This window comes from Luteimonas sp. J29, assembly GCF_000472505.1.
In the GTDB taxonomy this organism is placed as follows: domain Bacteria; phylum Pseudomonadota; class Gammaproteobacteria; order Xanthomonadales; family Xanthomonadaceae; genus Luteimonas.
Window position 1 is genome coordinate 117,132 of the sequence record NZ_AWZR01000002.1, and the last position, 16,002, is coordinate 133,133.

At 71.3% G+C, this 16,002-nt stretch carries 15 protein-coding genes; 4 read left to right on the top strand and 11 right to left on the bottom strand.

What is annotated here, in order from left to right:
* Positions 1-70: 70 nt before the first annotated feature.
* Both LUTJ29_RS0103410 and LUTJ29_RS0103415 read right to left on the bottom strand, forming a co-directional pair.
* Positions 71-718, bottom strand: coding sequence for a rhomboid family intramembrane serine protease (locus LUTJ29_RS0103410; protein WP_027071318.1), 648 nt, complete (start codon positions 716-718; stop codon positions 71-73).
* Between the two features lie 87 nt (positions 719-805).
* Positions 806-1,156, bottom strand: coding sequence for an MGMT family protein (locus LUTJ29_RS0103415; RefSeq protein WP_051322663.1), 351 nt, complete (start codon positions 1,154-1,156; stop codon positions 806-808).
* Between the two features lie 42 nt (positions 1,157-1,198).
* Between LUTJ29_RS0103415 and LUTJ29_RS0103420 the strand changes: the two genes are divergently transcribed.
* Positions 1,199-1,609 (top strand): hypothetical protein, encoded by a 411-nt coding sequence (locus LUTJ29_RS0103420; RefSeq protein ID WP_027071320.1) that lies wholly within the window; start codon positions 1,199-1,201, stop codon positions 1,607-1,609.
* Positions 1,610-1,707: 98 nt separating this feature from the next.
* Here the strand turns inward: LUTJ29_RS0103420 and LUTJ29_RS0103425 are convergent, their stop codons facing one another.
* Both LUTJ29_RS0103425 and LUTJ29_RS0103430 read right to left on the bottom strand, forming a co-directional pair.
* On the bottom strand, positions 1,708-2,835 hold the full coding sequence (locus LUTJ29_RS0103425) for an inorganic phosphate transporter (RefSeq protein ID WP_027071321.1): 1,128 nt from the start codon (positions 2,833-2,835) through the stop codon (positions 1,708-1,710).
* Between the two features lie 13 nt (positions 2,836-2,848).
* Complete coding sequence (locus LUTJ29_RS0103430) at positions 2,849-3,475, bottom strand: DUF47 family protein (protein WP_027071322.1); 627 nt, start codon at positions 3,473-3,475, stop codon at positions 2,849-2,851.
* A gap of 243 nt (positions 3,476-3,718) precedes the next feature.
* Between LUTJ29_RS0103430 and LUTJ29_RS0103435 the strand changes: the two genes are divergently transcribed.
* Complete coding sequence (locus LUTJ29_RS0103435; protein WP_027071323.1) at positions 3,719-5,056, top strand: hemolysin family protein; 1,338 nt, start codon at positions 3,719-3,721, stop codon at positions 5,054-5,056.
* Positions 5,046-5,696 (top strand): exopolysaccharide biosynthesis protein, encoded by a 651-nt coding sequence (locus LUTJ29_RS15985; protein ID WP_051322664.1) that lies wholly within the window; start codon positions 5,046-5,048, stop codon positions 5,694-5,696. The genes LUTJ29_RS0103435 and LUTJ29_RS15985 overlap by 11 nt, the downstream gene beginning before the upstream one ends.
* 10 nt (positions 5,697-5,706) lie before the next feature.
* Here LUTJ29_RS15985 and LUTJ29_RS0103445 read toward each other — a convergent pair whose 3' ends face one another.
* The 3 genes from LUTJ29_RS0103445 to LUTJ29_RS0103455 form a co-directional block, all read right to left on the bottom strand.
* Positions 5,707-7,836, bottom strand: coding sequence for an EAL domain-containing protein (locus LUTJ29_RS0103445; RefSeq protein ID WP_027071324.1), 2,130 nt, complete (start codon positions 7,834-7,836; stop codon positions 5,707-5,709).
* On the bottom strand, positions 7,833-8,687 hold the full coding sequence (locus LUTJ29_RS0103450; protein WP_084524662.1) for a phosphate/phosphite/phosphonate ABC transporter substrate-binding protein: 855 nt from the start codon (positions 8,685-8,687) through the stop codon (positions 7,833-7,835). The genes LUTJ29_RS0103445 and LUTJ29_RS0103450 overlap by 4 nt, the downstream gene beginning before the upstream one ends.
* Positions 8,688-8,838: 151 nt before the next feature.
* Positions 8,839-9,603, bottom strand: coding sequence for an RNA methyltransferase (locus LUTJ29_RS0103455; protein ID WP_186442000.1), 765 nt, complete (start codon positions 9,601-9,603; stop codon positions 8,839-8,841).
* Between the two features lie 100 nt (positions 9,604-9,703).
* Between LUTJ29_RS0103455 and LUTJ29_RS0103460 the strand changes: the two genes are divergently transcribed.
* Positions 9,704-10,534 (top strand): inositol monophosphatase family protein, encoded by an 831-nt coding sequence (locus LUTJ29_RS0103460; protein WP_027071327.1) that lies wholly within the window; start codon positions 9,704-9,706, stop codon positions 10,532-10,534.
* A gap of 847 nt (positions 10,535-11,381) precedes the next feature.
* On the opposite strand, the gene secF is transcribed toward LUTJ29_RS0103460, so the two are convergent.
* From secF to tgt, 4 genes are all read right to left on the bottom strand, one after another.
* A complete protein-coding gene (gene secF, locus LUTJ29_RS0103465; RefSeq protein ID WP_027071328.1) occupies positions 11,382-12,347 on the bottom strand; it encodes a protein translocase subunit SecF in 966 nt (321 codons plus the stop codon).
* A 19-nt stretch (positions 12,348-12,366) separates the two neighbouring features.
* The gene (gene secD, locus LUTJ29_RS0103470; RefSeq protein ID WP_027071329.1) at positions 12,367-14,253 is read right to left on the bottom strand and encodes a protein translocase subunit SecD; all 1,887 of its coding nucleotides are present in this window, start codon (positions 14,251-14,253) and stop codon (positions 12,367-12,369) included.
* A 129-nt stretch (positions 14,254-14,382) separates the two neighbouring features.
* Complete coding sequence (gene yajC / locus LUTJ29_RS0103475; protein ID WP_027071330.1) at positions 14,383-14,724, bottom strand: preprotein translocase subunit YajC; 342 nt, start codon at positions 14,722-14,724, stop codon at positions 14,383-14,385.
* A gap of 101 nt (positions 14,725-14,825) precedes the next feature.
* Positions 14,826-15,971, bottom strand: coding sequence for a tRNA guanosine(34) transglycosylase Tgt (gene tgt / locus LUTJ29_RS0103480; RefSeq protein ID WP_084524602.1), 1,146 nt, complete (start codon positions 15,969-15,971; stop codon positions 14,826-14,828).
* Between the last annotated feature and the right edge of the window lie 31 nt (positions 15,972-16,002).

Genomic DNA, 16,002 nt, shown 5'->3' on the forward strand with positions numbered 1-16,002 from the left:
CGCGATTGCCCAACCTAGCGCCGCGGGCGTCAAGCCGGCATGACGTGGCGCGCCGCCACGGACGGCGGCATCAGACGACGCGACGCAAACGTCGCCCGCCGAACGGAGGCTGGCCACGCCAGTGGCGGATCAGCAGCCAGCCGAACAGCATCCCGCCGAGGTGCGCGAAGTGGGCCACGCCCGACCGGGTGCCCGTGACCCCGAGCACCAGCTCCACCAGGCCGTACACGATCACCAGGGTGCGCGCCTTCATCGGGATCGGCGGGATCAGCAGCATGACCCGCTGGTGCGGGAACAGCATGCCGTAGGCGAGCAGCAGGCCGAACACGCCGCCCGAGGCGCCCACCGTCGGGTACAGCCCGCCGCCGTTGCGCACGCTCCACGACACCACCAGCAGCTGGCACAGGCCCGCGCCGGCGACGCACACCAGGAAGTAGGTCAGGAACCGGCGCTGGCCCCATACGTACTCGAGCTGCGCGCCGAACATGAAGAGCGCCAGCATGTTGAACAGCAGGTGCGCGGTGTTGCCGTGCAGGAAGCCATAGCTGAGCAGCTGCCACGGCATGAAGCGGTACGGCGCGTACGGCGCCAGTTCCGGCGGCAGCCAGGGCCACAGCATCAGCGCATCCAGGGCGGGGCCCAGGACCAGCTGGAGCACGAACACGAGGCCGTTGGCGATCAGCAGGCCCTTGGTGACGGGGGGGATATTGGTGAACATGGGCGCTCCTGCACTCGCGCCCATCATACCGGCCGGCGCGCGGCACGCCTTCGCATGGCGCGCGGGACGAAGTTTCCCGTCGGGCGCTCAGGCCCGGTCCGGCCCCCAGAGCGCGGCGTCCAGGTCGGTGTCCGCGCGCGGCATCCGCACCCGGCCATTCTCGACCGCCACGCCTTCGGCGCGCAGCCGCCGCACCTGTTCGCGGAAGCCAGGCGAGCCCGGCGGGAACGCGATCCGCCCGTCGCTGCGCAGGATCCTGTGCCACGGCAGCGCCGGGTCGGCGTTCCCGGCCAGCACCCGCGCCACCAGCCGCGCCCGCCGCGGCAGGCCCGCGCGCCGCGCGATCTGGCCGTAGCCGGCCACCTGCCCGCGCGGCACGGCGCGGACCGCGGCGAGGATCCGCGCCACGGCGGGCGAGTCGGCAGACAGGGCAGCCATCGCGCACTAGGATATCGGCTCGAATCGTCGGGGGGGCGTCCCATGCAGAACTTCGAACAGATCCGCCGCCACCTGCTCGGCGGGGACTTCCGGGTCACGATGCAGGAGCCCTACGTGGTCTGCGTCGAGCTGTCGCTCGACGGCGGGCGCCGGCACCAGGCGATCTTCCTGTCCGAGCTCCAGGACGACGACGGACGCTGCTACCTGCGCGCCAGCACGGTGATCGCTCCCATCACCGGGATCGACGCGCGCCGCGCGCTGGCCTTCAACTGGAACAGCCGGGTCGGCTACCTGGCGATCGGCGAGCTCGACGGCGTGCCCTACCTGCAGCTGTGCGAGAACCGCCCCTACGACGGCCTCACCGCCGCCGAGGTCAGCCGCGTGGTGCTGGAAATCGGCGGCATGGGCGACCGGCTCGAGCGCGCGCTGTCGGCCGACGGCGACCTGCTGTAGCCCCCAGGCGGCCGGAACGCCCGCCCGCGGCGCCGGGCCGGCCCCACCGCCGGCGTGCGCCGGCACCCGCCGCCCGCGCCCGGTCGCGGAACGGCCGGTCAGGCCCAGCCCATCGCCTGCATCAGGCGGAACAGCAGGTAGGCGATGCCGGCCGACATCGGGATGGTCAGGATCCAGGCCCAGATCATCTTGTGGACCACGCCCCACTTGATCGCGTTCAGGCGCTTGGCCGTGCCCACGCCCATGATCGCGGACGAGATGTTGTGCGTGGTCGAGACCGGGATGCCCAGGTGCGAGGCCGCCAGGATCACCGAAGCGGCGCTGGTCTCGGCGGCGAAGCCGTGGATCGGGTGCAGCTTGACCAGCTTGTGGCCGAGGGTCTTGATGATCCGCCAGCCGCCCGCGGCGGTGCCGGCCGCCATCACCACCGCGCAGGTGACCTTGATCCAGGTGTCGATGTCGCCGTGGTCCAGCGCCGCGTCGGAGGGATGCAGGAAGGCCAGCCACGACGGCAGCACGTCGAGGGTGCCGGCCGCCTGCGCGCTCACCAGGGTCAGCGCGACGATGCCCATGGTCTTCTGGGCGTCGTTCATGCCGTGGGCGAAGCCCATGCCGGCGGCGCTGAGGATCTGCGCCTTGCCGAAGAAGCCGTTCACCCAGCGCGGACGCGCGATCCGCGCCAGCCAGCCGCCCGAGCGCGCCATCATCGAGATGATGAAGAACAGCAGTCCCATCACCAGGAAGCCGGCGACGAAGCCAAGCACCGGCGAGGACACCATCGGCACGACCACTTTCCACAGCACGCCCGCGCTGCGATAGACCGGTTCGGCCGGCTCGGACCAGATCACCACGTCGAAGTTGTTCGCCGCCGCCGCGATCGCCGCGCCGATCAGGCCGCCGATCAGCGCGTGCGAGGACGAGGACGGCAGCCCCAGCCACCAGGTGATCAGGTTCCAGCTGATGCCGCCGAGCAGCGCGCACAGCACCAGCTGCGAGCCGACCTCGATCACCCCCGCATCGATCAGGCCCGACGAGATGGTCTTGGCCACCGCGGTGCCGGCCAGGGCGCCGATCAGATTCATCGACGCGGCCAGGCCCACCGCCTGCATCGGCGAGAGCACCTTGGTCGCGACCACGGTCGCGATCGAGTTGGCGGTGTCGTGGAACCCGTTGATGTACTCGAACACCAGCGCGGTCGCCACCACGATCAGGACCAGGGTCAGCATGGTCGGCGCCCGGTCAGGAGTTCTTGAGGACGATCTCGTAGGCCACCACGCCGGCCTCGCGGCAGCGGTCGATGGCCTTCTCGAGGATCTCGAAGAATTCCTTGAGCAGGAACATCTGCAGCGGGTCGAGCTTGCCCGAGTAGATGTCCCGGTACAGCTCGAGCATCAGCCGGTCGGCCTCGTTCTCCAGCGCGCGCAGGCGGTCGTTGAGCGCCTTCATCGGCTCGAGCTTCATGTGCCTGAGCTGCTTGACCATCTGCACCACCACCTCGGCCGCCTGCTCGAGCATCGCCGCGCGCGGGGCGAAGTCGATGTGCTCCAGGTGCTGGGTGGCCAGCGAGTAGCGGTCGGCGAACTTCTCGATCTGCTTGGGGATCTTGTACAGCGCCGAGCCCAGCGCCTCGATGTCCTCGCGCTCGATCGGGGTGATGAAGCTGTCCACCAGGGCCTGGCTGATCTTGTCCGAGGCCTCGCGCTCGCGCAGGCGGGCCAGCTTGAAGGCGTCCAGCGCGGGCTGGCGGTCGGCCTCGCGGAGCATGGCATGCAGGGCCTTGGCGGCGTCGTGGGCCGCCTCCGCGGCCTCCTCGAGCAGGGAATAGAACTGGTTGCCCTGGCCGAAAATGGTCTGCAAGGAAAACATCGGGGAGGGTCCCGCCGCCTCGGGGTGGACGGCCGTAGGGGCGGAATTATGACCGCTCGGCGCCGCCCCCGGCCAATCCCGGCCGGCGCACCCGGACCCCGCCCGGGCCGGTGCTATCATTGCCGACCGCGCACGCGCCGCGCCGCCGCCCCATGGACGACGACCCCAGCCCACCCCGACGCCGCACCGGCAGCCCCCGTTCCCCCTTGACCCCGGCGATGGCCGCCGGCCGGGCCCGCCGCCGTGCTTGAGCTGTTCATCGTCCTGGTCCTGATCGCCTGCAACGCGTTCTTCGCGCTGTCGGAGATGTCGGTCGTCACCTCGCGCAAGGCGCGGCTCAAGCAGCTGGCCGCCGCCCGCCAGCGCGGAGCCCGGCGGGCCCTGGACCTGGCCGAGCACCCCGAGCGCTTCCTGTCCACGGTCCAGGTCGGCATCACCCTGATCGGGATCCTGACCGGCATGTTCGGCGGCGACGCCATCGGCCGGTCGATCGGCGCACACCTGCTCGAATGGTTCCCGTCGATGGCCGCTCCCGCGCCGCTACTCAAGGAAGGCAGCTACGCCACCGTGGCCGGCACGGTGGTGGCGGTCGGCCTGATCACCTACCTGAGCATCGTCCTGGGGGAACTGGTGCCCAAGCGCCTGGCCCTGCTGGCCCCCGAGCGCCTGGCCTCGTGGGTCGCCCTGCCGATGCACTGGCTCTCGCGCCTGGCCTACCCGGCGGTGCGCCTGCTCGGCGCCTCGGTCGGCGCGATCCTGCACCTGCTGCGGCTCAAGGACACCCAGGCCGCGAAGGTCTCCGAGGAGGAGATCCGGCTGCTGCTGAGCGAGAGCCACGAGCAGGGCGTAATCGATGCCGACGAGCGCAACATGATGAACCGGGTCCTGCGCCTGGGCGACCGCACCGCGGCCAGCCTGATGACCCCGCGCACCCGCATCGCCTGGCTCGACATCGCCGAGGGCTTCGAGGAGAACCTCGCCCAGATGCGCGCCACGCCGTTCTCTCGCTACCCCGTGTACCGCGGCAGCGACGCCGACGTGGTCGGCGTACTCGAGATCAAGTCGCTGATCGACCGCCTCGACGAGCCCGGCTTCGACCTGTTCAAGTACATGCGCGAACCGCTGTTCGTGTCCGAATCGACCACCGCCCTCAAGCTGCTGGAGATCCTGCGCGAGGAGCAGCATTCGCTGGCCCTGGTGGTGGACGAGTACGGCGACGTCACCGGCCTGGTGACGGTGAACGACGTGATGGAGGCGGTGATCGGCCGCAACCAGACCGGCGAGGGGCCGGACGCGGTGCCGCAGATCTCCACCCGCGAGGACGGCTCGCTGCTCGTGGACGGCGGCATCTCGGTCGACACCACCCGCGAACTGCTCGGCGGCGGCAACCTGCCGGGCGAGGACGAGCACGACTACCACACGGCGGCGGGCATGGTGATCGCCTGGTTCGGGCGGATCCCGCACGTCGGCGAGTACTTCGACTGGAACGGCTGGCGGATCGAGGTCGTCGACCTGGACGGCCCGCGCATCGACAAGCTGCTGCTCAGGCGCATGGGGGACGCCGCCGACCATGACGGCTGACGATCCGGACGCCACGCCGCGATCGCGCCGCGACGGGCTGGGCACCCGGGAACTGTTCGACGCGCTCGCCACCGGCGACCCCGAGGACCACCTGCGGCTCGAGGACATCCTCGCCGGGCTCAGCCGCCAGGTGTTCGGCATGCTGCTGCTGGTGTCCACCCTGCCCGCCTTCATCCCGATCCCGGGCGTGGGCGGCGCTATCGGCGGGCCACTGACCATCCTGGTGGGGTTGCACCTGCTGGTCGGCATGCGCCGGCTGTGGCTGCCGCGCTTCGTCGCCCGGCGCGGGCCGCGGCGCGCCAGCCTGCAGGCGTTCCAGCGCATGGCCGGGCCGTGGCTGGCGCGGCTGGAGCGCGTGGTGAAGCCGCGCCTGGTCGCGGTCATCGACCACCGCATGGCGGCGATGTTCACCGGCCTGCTGCTGGTGCTGCTCGGGATCCTGCTGGCGCTGCCGATCCCGTTCACCAACTACCCGTTCGGGGCCCTGCTGCTGGTCTACGCCCTGGCCCTGCTCGAACGCGACGGCGCGCTGATGCTCGCCTGCTGGGCCGTGGGCATCGTGGTGATCGTGGTGTTCGGGGTGCTGTCCGGCGCCCTGGCCGCGGCCGCCACGCAGTGGATCGGCGGGCTGCTGGCCTGAACGCCGCCGCTCAGGCCAGCAGGCGCTTGAAGTCCTCGTTGGACATCGGCTGCCCCAGCCAGTAGCCCTGGGCCATGTCGCAACCGCGCTCGCGCAGCAGCGCGTACTGGCCCTCCTTCTCCACGCCCTCGGCCACCACCTGGATGCCCAGCGAGTGGGCCATGGCGATGATCGCCGTGGTCAGGGCCAGGTCGTCGGGGTCGCGCAGCACGTCGGCGATGAAGCTGCGGTCGATCTTGACCCCGTCCACCGGCACCCGGCGCAGGTGGCTCAACCCCGAGAAGCCGGTGCCGAAGTCGTCCAGCCACACCTTCACGCCGGAGTTGCGCAACCGCGCGAGCAGCCCGCTGACGCGCGCCTCGTCGCCGATGACCGCGGTCTCGGTCAGCTCCACGTGCAGCCGGCTCGGCGGCAGCCCGGTCTCGCGCAGCACCGCCTCGACCTGGGTGGCCAGGTCGCCGGCGCGCAGCTGCCGCGCCGAGACGTTGACCGAGACGAACAGCTGGCGCGCCGCCGGCGCCTCCTCCTGCCAGCCGCGCGCGTCCATGCACGCCGCACGCAGCACCTGCGGCCCGATCGCCTCGATCAGACCGCTCTGCTCGGCCACGTCGATGAACAGCGCCGGGGCGACGTGGCCATGCTCGGGATGGCGCCAGCGCAGCAGCGCCTCGGCGCCCACCAGGCGGCCGTCGTCGAGCCGGTACACCGGCTGGTAGGCCAGGCTCAGTTCACCGCGCTCCCAGGCCCCGCGCAGGTCCTGCTCCATGCGCACCCGGCGCTCGACCGCCTGGTCCATGACCCGGCTGTAGAACCGGTAGCAGTTCTTGCCCGCCACCTTGGCCTGGTACATGGCGATGTCGCCGTTCTTCATCAGCGCCGGCACGTCGGCAGCGTCGTCCGGGAACAGGGCGATGCCGATCGAGATGCCGAGGAAGATCTGGCGGCCGTGCACGCTGATCGGCCGCGACAGTTCCTGCACCAGCGCGGTGGCCACGCGGCCGGCGCGCGGGCGGATGTCGTCCTCCCCGGCCAGGCCCTGCAGCAGGATCACGAACTCGTCGCCGCCGAAGCGCGCCAGTTCCGAGCCGCCGCCGCCGTGGCGGTCGATCACCTCGCGGATGCGGCCGGAGAACTGCATCAGTACCTCGTCGCCGGCGTCGTGGCCGATGGTGTCGTTGACCCGCTTGAAGTCGTCGATGTCGGCGAACAGCAGCGCCAGCTGGTGCGCGGAACCGTGGCCCTGGGCCACGCGCTCGTCGAGCAGTTCGCGGAACGCCAGGCGGTTGGAGAGCCCGGTCAGCGCGTCGGTGTAGGCCATCCGGCGGATGTCGCGGTCGTGCCGCACCAGGCTGTCGCGCATGTGGGCGAAGGCCCGCATCAGGTCGCCCACCTCGTCCTTGCGCCGCGAGGCGGGCACGTCGGCGTCGAGGGTGCCGGCCTCGATCTGGCGCGCGGCGTCGGCCATCTGCTGGACCGGCGAGACCAGCGACCGCTGCAGCACCACGCCGATGGTCACCAGCAGCCCCACCATTCCCACCAGCAGCACGCCCAGCCACAGCAGCTGGCTGCGGCCGATGGCCTGCAGCCGGCTGGCCATCACCCCGCCCACGCGCGCCTCCTCGGCCTTCACCGCCGCCAGCGAGTAGCCCACGCGGACCCCGCCCAGGCGCTGGTCGCCGATCCGGATCGGCGCGGCGATGTCCACCAGGGTGTCGTTCGACTGCACGTGCGCCGCTTCCAGCCCCAGCACTTCGTAGGCAAACGGATCGGACATCGTCTGCCCGTAGGTGGAGATGTCCGGGCTGCCGTCGTGGATCACCTGGCCTTCGTTGTCGTAGACGATCACGTAGCTCACGTCCGGCTGGCGCAGCACTGCCCGCACCGCCACCCCGATCGCGTCCAGGTCGAAGTAGTACACCGGGTTGACCAGCGACTCGGCCAGCTGCACGGTCGCCGCCTGCCCGCGCGACAGCAGCCGGGTCGAGGAGAACTCGCTGATCGCCTGCACGCTCAGCTCCTGCGCCTCGCGGTGCATGGCCTCCTGGCGGTCCCACACCAGCGCCACCATGCCGAGCACGCAGGCCAGCACCACCACCGCCAGCATCGCGAAGCGGGCGCTCAGCCCGATGCGGGTCCTCATTCGACCTCCCGCGCCACCCGCGCCACGCCGCGGCGCAGGTGCTGGAGCGCGCGCTCGGTGTCGGCATCGATCGGCGCGAAGCGGGTGGTCATGAAGAACCGCAGCAGCGCCTCGCGGGCGTCCGGGTCATCGGCCGCGCCGAGCAGCACTTCGCGCAGGCGCTCGCGCACCCGCGGATCGAGGTCGCCGCGCACCATCTCCACCGCGCGCGGGAACTCGGGGGTCTCGCGCACGATGCGGAAGTCGCGGCGGTACGAGGGCGGCACGCGCTGCGGGTTGATCCAGTCCAGGTTGCTCATCGCGCCGGCATCCACCAGCCGCTTGTGCACCCAGGCCGAGACGTTGAGTTCCGAGCGCCCGAACACGTAGCCCACCGAGTCGGGCGCCGGCCGGTCCATCGGCGAGAGCAGGATCTCCAGCCGTTGCCCGGCGTCGAGCAGTTCGGTCGCCGGCACGTAGTACGCGCTGGTCGACATCGGGTTCTGGAACGCGATGCTGCGCCCGCGCAGGTCGGCCAGCTCCTGCACCGGGCTGTCGGCGCGGACGAAGAACAGGGTCCGGTAGCTGGACACGCCATCGCGCTCGGTCATCAGCAGCGGCTGCGCGCCACTGCGCTCGGCCAGCACCATCGCGGTGGCCGCGGTCTCGGTCACCCAGTCCACCCGGCCGCGGCGCATGTAGCTGAGCATCTGCTGCGCATCGCGCGCCATCAGGATCCGGCCTTCGCGGATGCCCACGTCGGCCATCCGTGGCACCACGTAATCAAGCAGCGGCTTGAGCTGCTCGTAGTGCGCCGCCGGGTCGTCGCTGATGCGGCCGAGCACGAGCACCCCGTCGTCCGCGCGCGCCATCCCGGCCAGGGCCAGCCACGGCAGCAACAGCACCACCAGCAGCCGGGGCAGGCGGAAACCGGGGAACGGCACGGGCAAGGAATGGTTCCTGGTCAAGGCAGGCGACGCGGCGAGCCTAGCCGAAAACCCGCGCCCCCGGTAGGCGCGCGGGTCAAGGGCCACGCTCGGCCGCCAGCCGGGCCATGCGCTGGGCGTCGGCGAGCACGCCGCGCAGCAGGCGCACGTCGCGATCGTCGAGCGCGGCGCGCAGGAAGATCCGGCGCAGCTTGCGCAGCGCCGACTCCGGCGCCCGGCCCTTGTGGAAATCGATCGCGTCCAGGGTGTCCGCCAGCTGGGCGAAGAAGCCCTCGAGCTCGGCGTGACTGGCCGGCACGTCCCCGTCGGGGGCCGGCACCGCGGGCAGGGCCTCGCGCGGGCCGAGCATCGCCAGGCGCAGCTCGTAGCTGAGCACCTGGACCGCGGCGGCCAGGTTCAGCGAGCTGTACTCCGGATCGGCGGGAATGGTCACCGCCGCGTGGCACAGCTGCAGCTCGTCGTTGTCCAGCCCGGTGCGCTCGCGGCCGAACACCACGGCCGCCGTGGTCCCGGCCGGCGCCGCGGCGGTGGCGACCGCCCGGGCCGCGGCCTCGCGCGGCAGCAGCTCGTCCAGTGCGATCCGCCGGCTGCGCGCGGTGCACCCCAGCACCAGCCGGCAGTCGGCGACCGCCGTGGCCAGGTCCGGCACCACGCGGGCCGATTCCAGCACGTCGCCGGCCCCGGCCGCCATCGCCACCGCGTCCTGGTGGGGGAAGCGCCCGGGGGCGACCAGCACCAGGTCGCGCAGGCCCATCGTCTTCATCGCCCGCGCCGCCGAGCCGATGTTGCCCGGGTGCTGGGTGCCGACCAGGACGATGCGCAGGCGCGCGGCCGCGTGCAGGGAATCGCTCATGCGCGAATGGTAAACTGCGCGCCCGGCCACCGCGCCGGTCCGCTCTTTGCCACCCGCCACCCGTCCCGCCCGCGCCCCGGAGTCCGCAATGCTCGCCCCTGCCGTCAACATCATGGTCAAGGCCGCGCGCGCCGGTGGCAACGTCCTGGTGCGGCACATGCACCGCCTCGACGCGCTGAACGTGGTCGAGAAGGGGCGACTGGACTACGCGAGCGAAGTCGACGGGCTGGCCGAGGAGGCGATCATCCGCGAACTGCGGCGCGCCAATCCCGAGTACGCTATCCTCGGCGAGGAAGGCGGCGCGCAGAAGGGCAGCCGCGGCGGCAGCCGCTACACCTGGGTGATCGACCCGCTGGACGGCACCAGCAACTATCTCCACGGCATCCCCCACTGGTGCGTCTCGATCGCCCTGTGCGAGGGCCCCGAGCCGCTGCACGGCGTGGTGTTCGACCCGCTGCGCAACGAGCTGTTCATCGCCTCGCGCGGCGCCGGCGCCCAGCTCAACGACAAGCGCATCCGCGTCGCCGAGCGCAAGGACCTGTCCGGCGCGATGCTGGTCACCGGCTTCCCGCCCCGCGAACGCGCCCGCCTCGACCCGCACCTGGACTGCGTGAAGCTGCTGATGAAGGACGCCGAGGACGTGCGCCGCACCGGCTCGGCCGCCCTCGACCTGGCCTGGGTCGCCGCCGGTCGCTGCGACGCCTACTTCGAAGCCGGCGTGCAGCCCTGGGACATCGCCGCCGGCGTCCTGCTGGTGCGCGAAGCCGGCGGCCGCGTCTGCGACTTCAGGGGCGCCCCGACCGGACCGATGCACGTCGCCATGGGCACCGGCCGCCAGCTGATCGCCGGCAACGTCAAGGTCACCGACGCCGTGCAGAAGGCGATCGTCTCTTCCGGGTACGCTGCCGCGTTCGCCTGATCGCGGCCAACCGGCCACCGTCGGCGACAGCGAAACAGCGAAACAGCGGAACAACGCGTTCCCTCCTCCTGAGCCACGTGGCGCAGGGGCCGCCTGGCCTGCGCAGCGAACCCGGGGAGGAGGCCTCCGCCCGCAGGCGGAGGCCGGAGGACATTCACGGAGCAGCCCGCGCGGTTCCGGCGGCACCTGCAGCCTCGACGACCCATCGAGCGCCTTGACCCGTCGGCACCCTCCACCTGTCTGCGCGAGTGTCCCGGCAAGCGACGCCGCGACCTGATGCCATCCGCCACCCGGCCACCTTCCCGGCGGCGACAAGTGCACTCCGGCCTCCGGAGCCAAGTGGCGCCGGGGCCGCCTGGCCTGCGCAGCGAACTCAGGGAGGAGGCCTCCGCCTGGAGGCGGAGGCCGGAGGACATTCGCGGAGCAGGCCAGGCGGACCCGGCGGCTCCCGCAGCCTCGATGCCCACTCGAGCGCCTCGACCCGTCGGCACCCTGCACCTGTCTGGCGCGAGTGACCCGGAAAGCGACACCGTGACCTGGTGTCGTTCGCCACCCGGCCACCTTCGACGGCGAAAAGCGTGCTCCGGCCTCCGGAGCCACCTGGCGCCGGGGCCGCCCGGCCTGCGCAGCGAACTCGAGGAGGAGGCCTCCGTCCGCAGGCGGAGGCCGGAGGACATTCGCGGAGCAGGCCGGGCGGACCCGGCGGCCCTCCCCGCGACACCGGACTGTCGAGCGTGATGCACCATGCCCGGCCCCACCACGTGCGCGCCCCTCCGACGCCGCACTCCCGGAAAAGAAGAAGGCCGCGCAGTGCGCGGCCTTCTTCATGGCAGCGTCCGGACAGCGATCAGGGCCGGCGCGCCAGCGCCTCCTCGTCGCGCGCCTTGGGCAGCAGGTCCTGCTTGCTCACCCTCAGCGGCCCGATGGTCAGCAGCGGGCAGGCCACCAGGATCGACGACGCCGTGCCGATCACGATGCCGATCATCATCGCCTCGGACATGCCCTCCAGCGAACCACCGCCGTAGATATACAGCGCCAGCACGGTCAGGAACGCCACCACCGAGGTGATGATGGTGCGCGATAGCGTCTGGTTGATCGACGTGTTGAGGATCTCGAGCGGCTCGGCGCGCATCGAACGGAAGTTCTCGCGCACGCGGTCGAACACCACGATGGTGTCGTTGATCGAGAAGCCCATCACCGTGAGCAGGCCCGCCAGCAGCGTCAGGTCGAACTCCCGCCCCGCCAGCGAGAACCATCCGGCCACGATCAGCACGTCGCCCAGGGTGGTGATGATCGCCGACACCGCGAACTTCCACTCGAACCGGAACGCGATGTAGATCAGGAAGCCCAGCACCACGAACACGATCGCGTAGATGCCGTTGCGGGCCAGGTCCTGGCCGACCTGCGGGCCGACGTAGGACCGGCCCTTGATCGTGGCCGGGTTGTCCTCCGAGCTCGCCGCGGCCAGCACCTCATCGGCGGTGCGGTTGATCGCCTCCGCGTCGGTGCCGCCGTCCTTGGGCTGCAGCCGGATCATCAGGTCGGTCGCCGTGCCCATGGTCTGGACCTGGGCGCCGGGGTAGCCCGCCTCCTCGAGCCGGTCGCGGACCGCGTCCACGTCGGCGGGTTTCTCGAACAGCAGCTCGACCGAGGTACCGCCGGTGAAGTCGAGCGCGTAGTTGAAACCCTTGGTCGCGATCAACCCGACCGACGCCAGCATCAGCACCGCCATGAAGCCGACGGTCAGCATCCGCCAGCGCATGAAGTCAATGCGCGTGTTGTTCGGGATCAGGTGCAGGGGGAAAAGTGCCATGGTCCAGGTCTCCCGGCGGTCAGATGGCGATCGACTTGAGCTTGCGCTTGCCGCCGTAGATCAGGGTGGCGATGCCGCGCGACACGGTGACCGCGGTGAACACCGAGGTGAGGATGCCGATGACCATGGTCACGGCGAAGCCGCGCAGCGGGCCGGTGCCGAACGCGTACAGCGCGACGCCCGCCAGCAGTGCGGTCATGTTGGAGTCGAAGATCGTGCCCGACGCCTTGTCGTAGCCGGTCGCGATCGCGGTGCGCGGCGGCATCCCCGCCCGCAGTTCCTCGCGGATGCGCTCGTTGATCAGCACGTTCGCGTCCACGGACATGCCGATCGACAGCGCCAGGCCGGCGAAGCCCGGCAGGGTCATCGTCGCCCCGAACAGGCTCATCACCGCCACCACCATCAGCAGGTTCAGCAGCAGCGCCACGCACGTGATCAGGCCGAACATGCGGTAGTAGATGGCGAAGAACGCCAGCGTGAACAGGAACGCGTACACCACCGCCTTGGTGCCGCGGGCCACGTTCTGCGCGCCCAGGGTCGGGCCGATCACGCTTTCCTCGACGAAATCCATCGGCGCGGCGAGCGCGCCGGCCTTGAGCTGCTTGGCCAGCGCGGTCGCTTCCTCGCGGCTCAGGCCTGTGGTCTGGAAGTCCTTGCCGAACACGCCGCGGATGGTCGAGGAGCTGATCACGCGCTCGACGGTGCGCGACGAGCGCACTTCCTCGCCATTGACCATCGTCACCGTCGGGATGCGCTCGACGTAGACGATGCCCAGGCGGTTGCCGACGTTCTCCAGGGTGTGGTCGAACATGCGCTTGCCTGCCGCGCTGTTGAGCGTGATCGACACCGCCGGCAGGCCGGTCTGCGGATCGGTGGTCGGCTGCGCGTTCACCAGTTCGTCGCCCGACACCAGCAGGCGGCGCGAGAGCAGCAGCGGACGGCCGGCGTCGTCGTAATAGATGCGCGAACCGGCCGGAATGCTGTTGTCGGCGAGCGCGGCCGCAGCCTGGACCTCGTCGCCGGTGACGGCGCGGAACTCCAGCGTCGCGGTGGCGCCGATCAGGCGCTTGGCTTCGGCGGTATCCTGCAGGCCCGGCAGCTGGATCACAAGGCGGTCGTCGCCCTGGCGCTGGAGCACCGGCTCGGCGACGCCGATGGCGTTGATGCGGTTGGAAATGACGTTGCGGTTCTGCTCGATCGCCTCGGTGGCGATCCGGTTGAGCTCGCCCTCGGACAGGCGCACCACGATCCGGTTGCCCTCGACCTCGAGCATCGGCCCGGTAGTGCCCAGCGCGGCCGATCCGCGCATGCCGGCCAACGCCTGTTCGATCTCGCTGCGCGCGCGGGCGGCGTCGCCGGCATTGGTCAGCGTGACCTGGACCGTGCCGTCGGCGCGGCGTTCGGCGGCGGTGTAGCCGATGCGGGCCTCGCGCAGCGCCGCGCGGATCGCGTCGGCGTAGGAATCGAGCCGCTTCTCCAGCGCCGCCTTCTGGTCGACCTGCATCATGAAGTGGACGCCGCCCTGCAGGTCGAGGCCGAGCGACATCGGCCGCGCGCCCAGCGCCTCGAGCCACGCCGGCGTCGTCGGCACCAGGTTCAGCGCGGCGGTGTAGTCCTCGCCCAGCGCCGGGCGCAGCGCGTCCGCGGCACGGGTCTGGGTGCCGGCATCGGGAAGGCGCACCAGCACCTGATCGCCCTCGAGCTCGACGCGGGCGCCTTCGACCCCGGCCTCGCCGAGGATCGTGCGCACGCGCTCGGCCAGCGCCTCGTCGACCACCGCCGACGACCGGTTCTTCGTCACCTGGACCGCGGGGTCCTTCTGGAACAGGTTGGGCGCGGCATACAAGGCGCTGAGCAGCACCACGACCAGGATGACGGCGTATTTCCAGCGGGGAAATTCGAGCATTGCGGGAGTCGTCTGCGGAATCGGGCGGGCCTCGCGGCCCCGCGCCGTGCCCGCCCGCGAGGGCAGGACGAGGTGAGCGTCCGGGACGCACCGCGGGCCCGTGGCCCGTGGCGCGTCGCGTGCGCAGGATCAGGCCGCCTTGAGCGTGCCCTTCGGAAGCACGTGGATGATCGCGCCCTTCTGCACGCGGATCTCGACCCTGTCGGCGATCTCGACGGTCACGAAGCTCTCGCCGAGCGAACGCACCACGCCGCCGATGCCGCCGCTGGTGATGACCTCGTCGCCCACCGCCAGCTTCTCGAGCATGGCGCGATGCTCCTTCTGCTTCTTCATCTGCGGCCGGATCATCAGGAAGTACATGATCGCGATCAGCGCGATGGGCATCAGCAGGACGCCCAGCCCGCCTCCCTGGGGGGCGGCGCCGGCGGCCTGGGCATGGGCCGGGGCGATCAGCAGGTCGAGCAGGTTCATCGGATCGGGTCCATTGACGGAAAACAGCCGGGAATTATGCCACGGTGCCGGACCGGCCACCCGGCGGGCGCCCCGGGGCCCCGGCTCCCGGTACCGGGGCGTCAGTCCCGGGCCGGGACCTGCGCATCGCGCCGGGCCGCATGGAAGGACTCCCGGAAGGCGGCGAAGGTTCCCGCCTCGATCGATTCCCGCATCCGGGCCATGACCGCCTGGTAGTACCAGAGGTTGTGCAGGGTGCCCAGGATGGGGCCCAGCATCTCGTTGCAGCGGTCGAGGTGGCGCAGGTAGGCGCGGCTGTAGCCGCCGGCGCAGGCCGGGCAGCCGCAGCCCTCCTCGATCGGGCGCAGGTCCTGCTCGTACTTCGCGTTGCGCACCCGGACCACGCCGGTCGAGGTGAAGTAGTGCCCGTTGCGCGCGTTGCGGGTCGGCATCACGCAGTCGAACATGTCCACGCCGCGGGCCACCGCCTCGACCAGGTCCTCGGGCCGGCCCACGCCCATCAGGTAGCGCGGCCGGTCGCCCGGCAGCTGCGGGCAGGTGTGGTCGAGCATCGCGTTGCGCTCGTGCTCGGTCTCGCCCACGGCCAGTCCGCCGATGGCGTAGCCGTCGAAGCCGATCGCCTTCAGCCCTTCGGCCGAGCGCGTGCGCAGGTCGCGGTGGACGCCGCCCTGGACGATGCCGAACAGGGCCGCGTCGTTGCCTTCGTGGGCGCGCCTGGAGCGCTCGGCCCAACGCAGCGACAGCTCCATCGAACGCTCGACGACGCGCCTGTCGACCGGCCTGCCGTCGACGTGCACCGGCGGGCACTCGTCGAAGATCATGACGATGTCGCTGCCCAGGACCTTCTGGATGTGCATCGACTCCTCGGGCCCGAGGAACACCTTCGAGCCGTCGGTGGGCGCGGCGAAGGTCACGCCGGCCTCGGTGATCCTGCGCCGGTGCGCCAGCGAGAACACCTGGAAGCCGCCCGAGTCGGTGAGGATCGGCCCGTCCCAGCGCGCGAAGCCGTGCAGGCCGCCGTGGGCCTCGATCACCTCGAGGCCCGGGCGCAGGAACAGGTGGAAGGTGTTGCCGAGGATGATCTGCGCGCCGGTCGCCCGGACCTGCTCCGGCAGCATCCCCTTCACCGTGCCGTAGGTGCCCACCGGCATGAACGCCGGGGTCTCCACCGTCCCGCGCGGGAATGACAGGCGCCCGCGGCGGGCGGCGCCGTCGGTGGCGAGGAGTTCGAACTGCATGCGGGACATGGGCGGCGCGGGACTGGACGGGACGCGACAG

Bases quoted from the DNA above. Each gene is read 5' to 3' on its own strand.
- LUTJ29_RS0103410 (WP_027071318.1), bottom strand. From the start codon at position 718: ATGTTCACCAATATCCCCCCCGTCACCAAGGGCCTGCTGATCGCCAAC.
- LUTJ29_RS0103415 (WP_051322663.1), bottom strand. From the start codon at position 1,156: ATGGCTGCCCTGTCTGCCGACTCGCCCGCCGTGGCGCGGATCCTCGCC.
- LUTJ29_RS0103420 (WP_027071320.1), top strand. From the start codon at position 1,199: ATGCAGAACTTCGAACAGATCCGCCGCCACCTGCTCGGCGGGGACTTC.
- LUTJ29_RS0103425 (WP_027071321.1), bottom strand. From the start codon at position 2,835: ATGCTGACCCTGGTCCTGATCGTGGTGGCGACCGCGCTGGTGTTCGAG.
- LUTJ29_RS0103430 (WP_027071322.1), bottom strand. From the start codon at position 3,475: ATGTTTTCCTTGCAGACCATTTTCGGCCAGGGCAACCAGTTCTATTCC.
- LUTJ29_RS15985 (WP_051322664.1), top strand. From the start codon at position 5,046: ATGACGGCTGACGATCCGGACGCCACGCCGCGATCGCGCCGCGACGGG.
- LUTJ29_RS0103445 (WP_027071324.1), bottom strand. From the start codon at position 7,836: ATGAGGACCCGCATCGGGCTGAGCGCCCGCTTCGCGATGCTGGCGGTG.
- LUTJ29_RS0103450 (WP_084524662.1), bottom strand. From the start codon at position 8,687: ATGGCGCGCGCGGACGACGGGGTGCTCGTGCTCGGCCGCATCAGCGAC.
- LUTJ29_RS0103460 (WP_027071327.1), top strand. From the start codon at position 9,704: ATGCTCGCCCCTGCCGTCAACATCATGGTCAAGGCCGCGCGCGCCGGT.
- secF (WP_027071328.1), bottom strand. From the start codon at position 12,347: ATGGCACTTTTCCCCCTGCACCTGATCCCGAACAACACGCGCATTGAC.
- secD (WP_027071329.1), bottom strand. From the start codon at position 14,253: ATGCTCGAATTTCCCCGCTGGAAATACGCCGTCATCCTGGTCGTGGTG.
- yajC (WP_027071330.1), bottom strand. From the start codon at position 14,724: ATGAACCTGCTCGACCTGCTGATCGCCCCGGCCCATGCCCAGGCCGCC.
- tgt (WP_084524602.1), bottom strand. From the start codon at position 15,971: ATGTCCCGCATGCAGTTCGAACTCCTCGCCACCGACGGCGCCGCCCGC.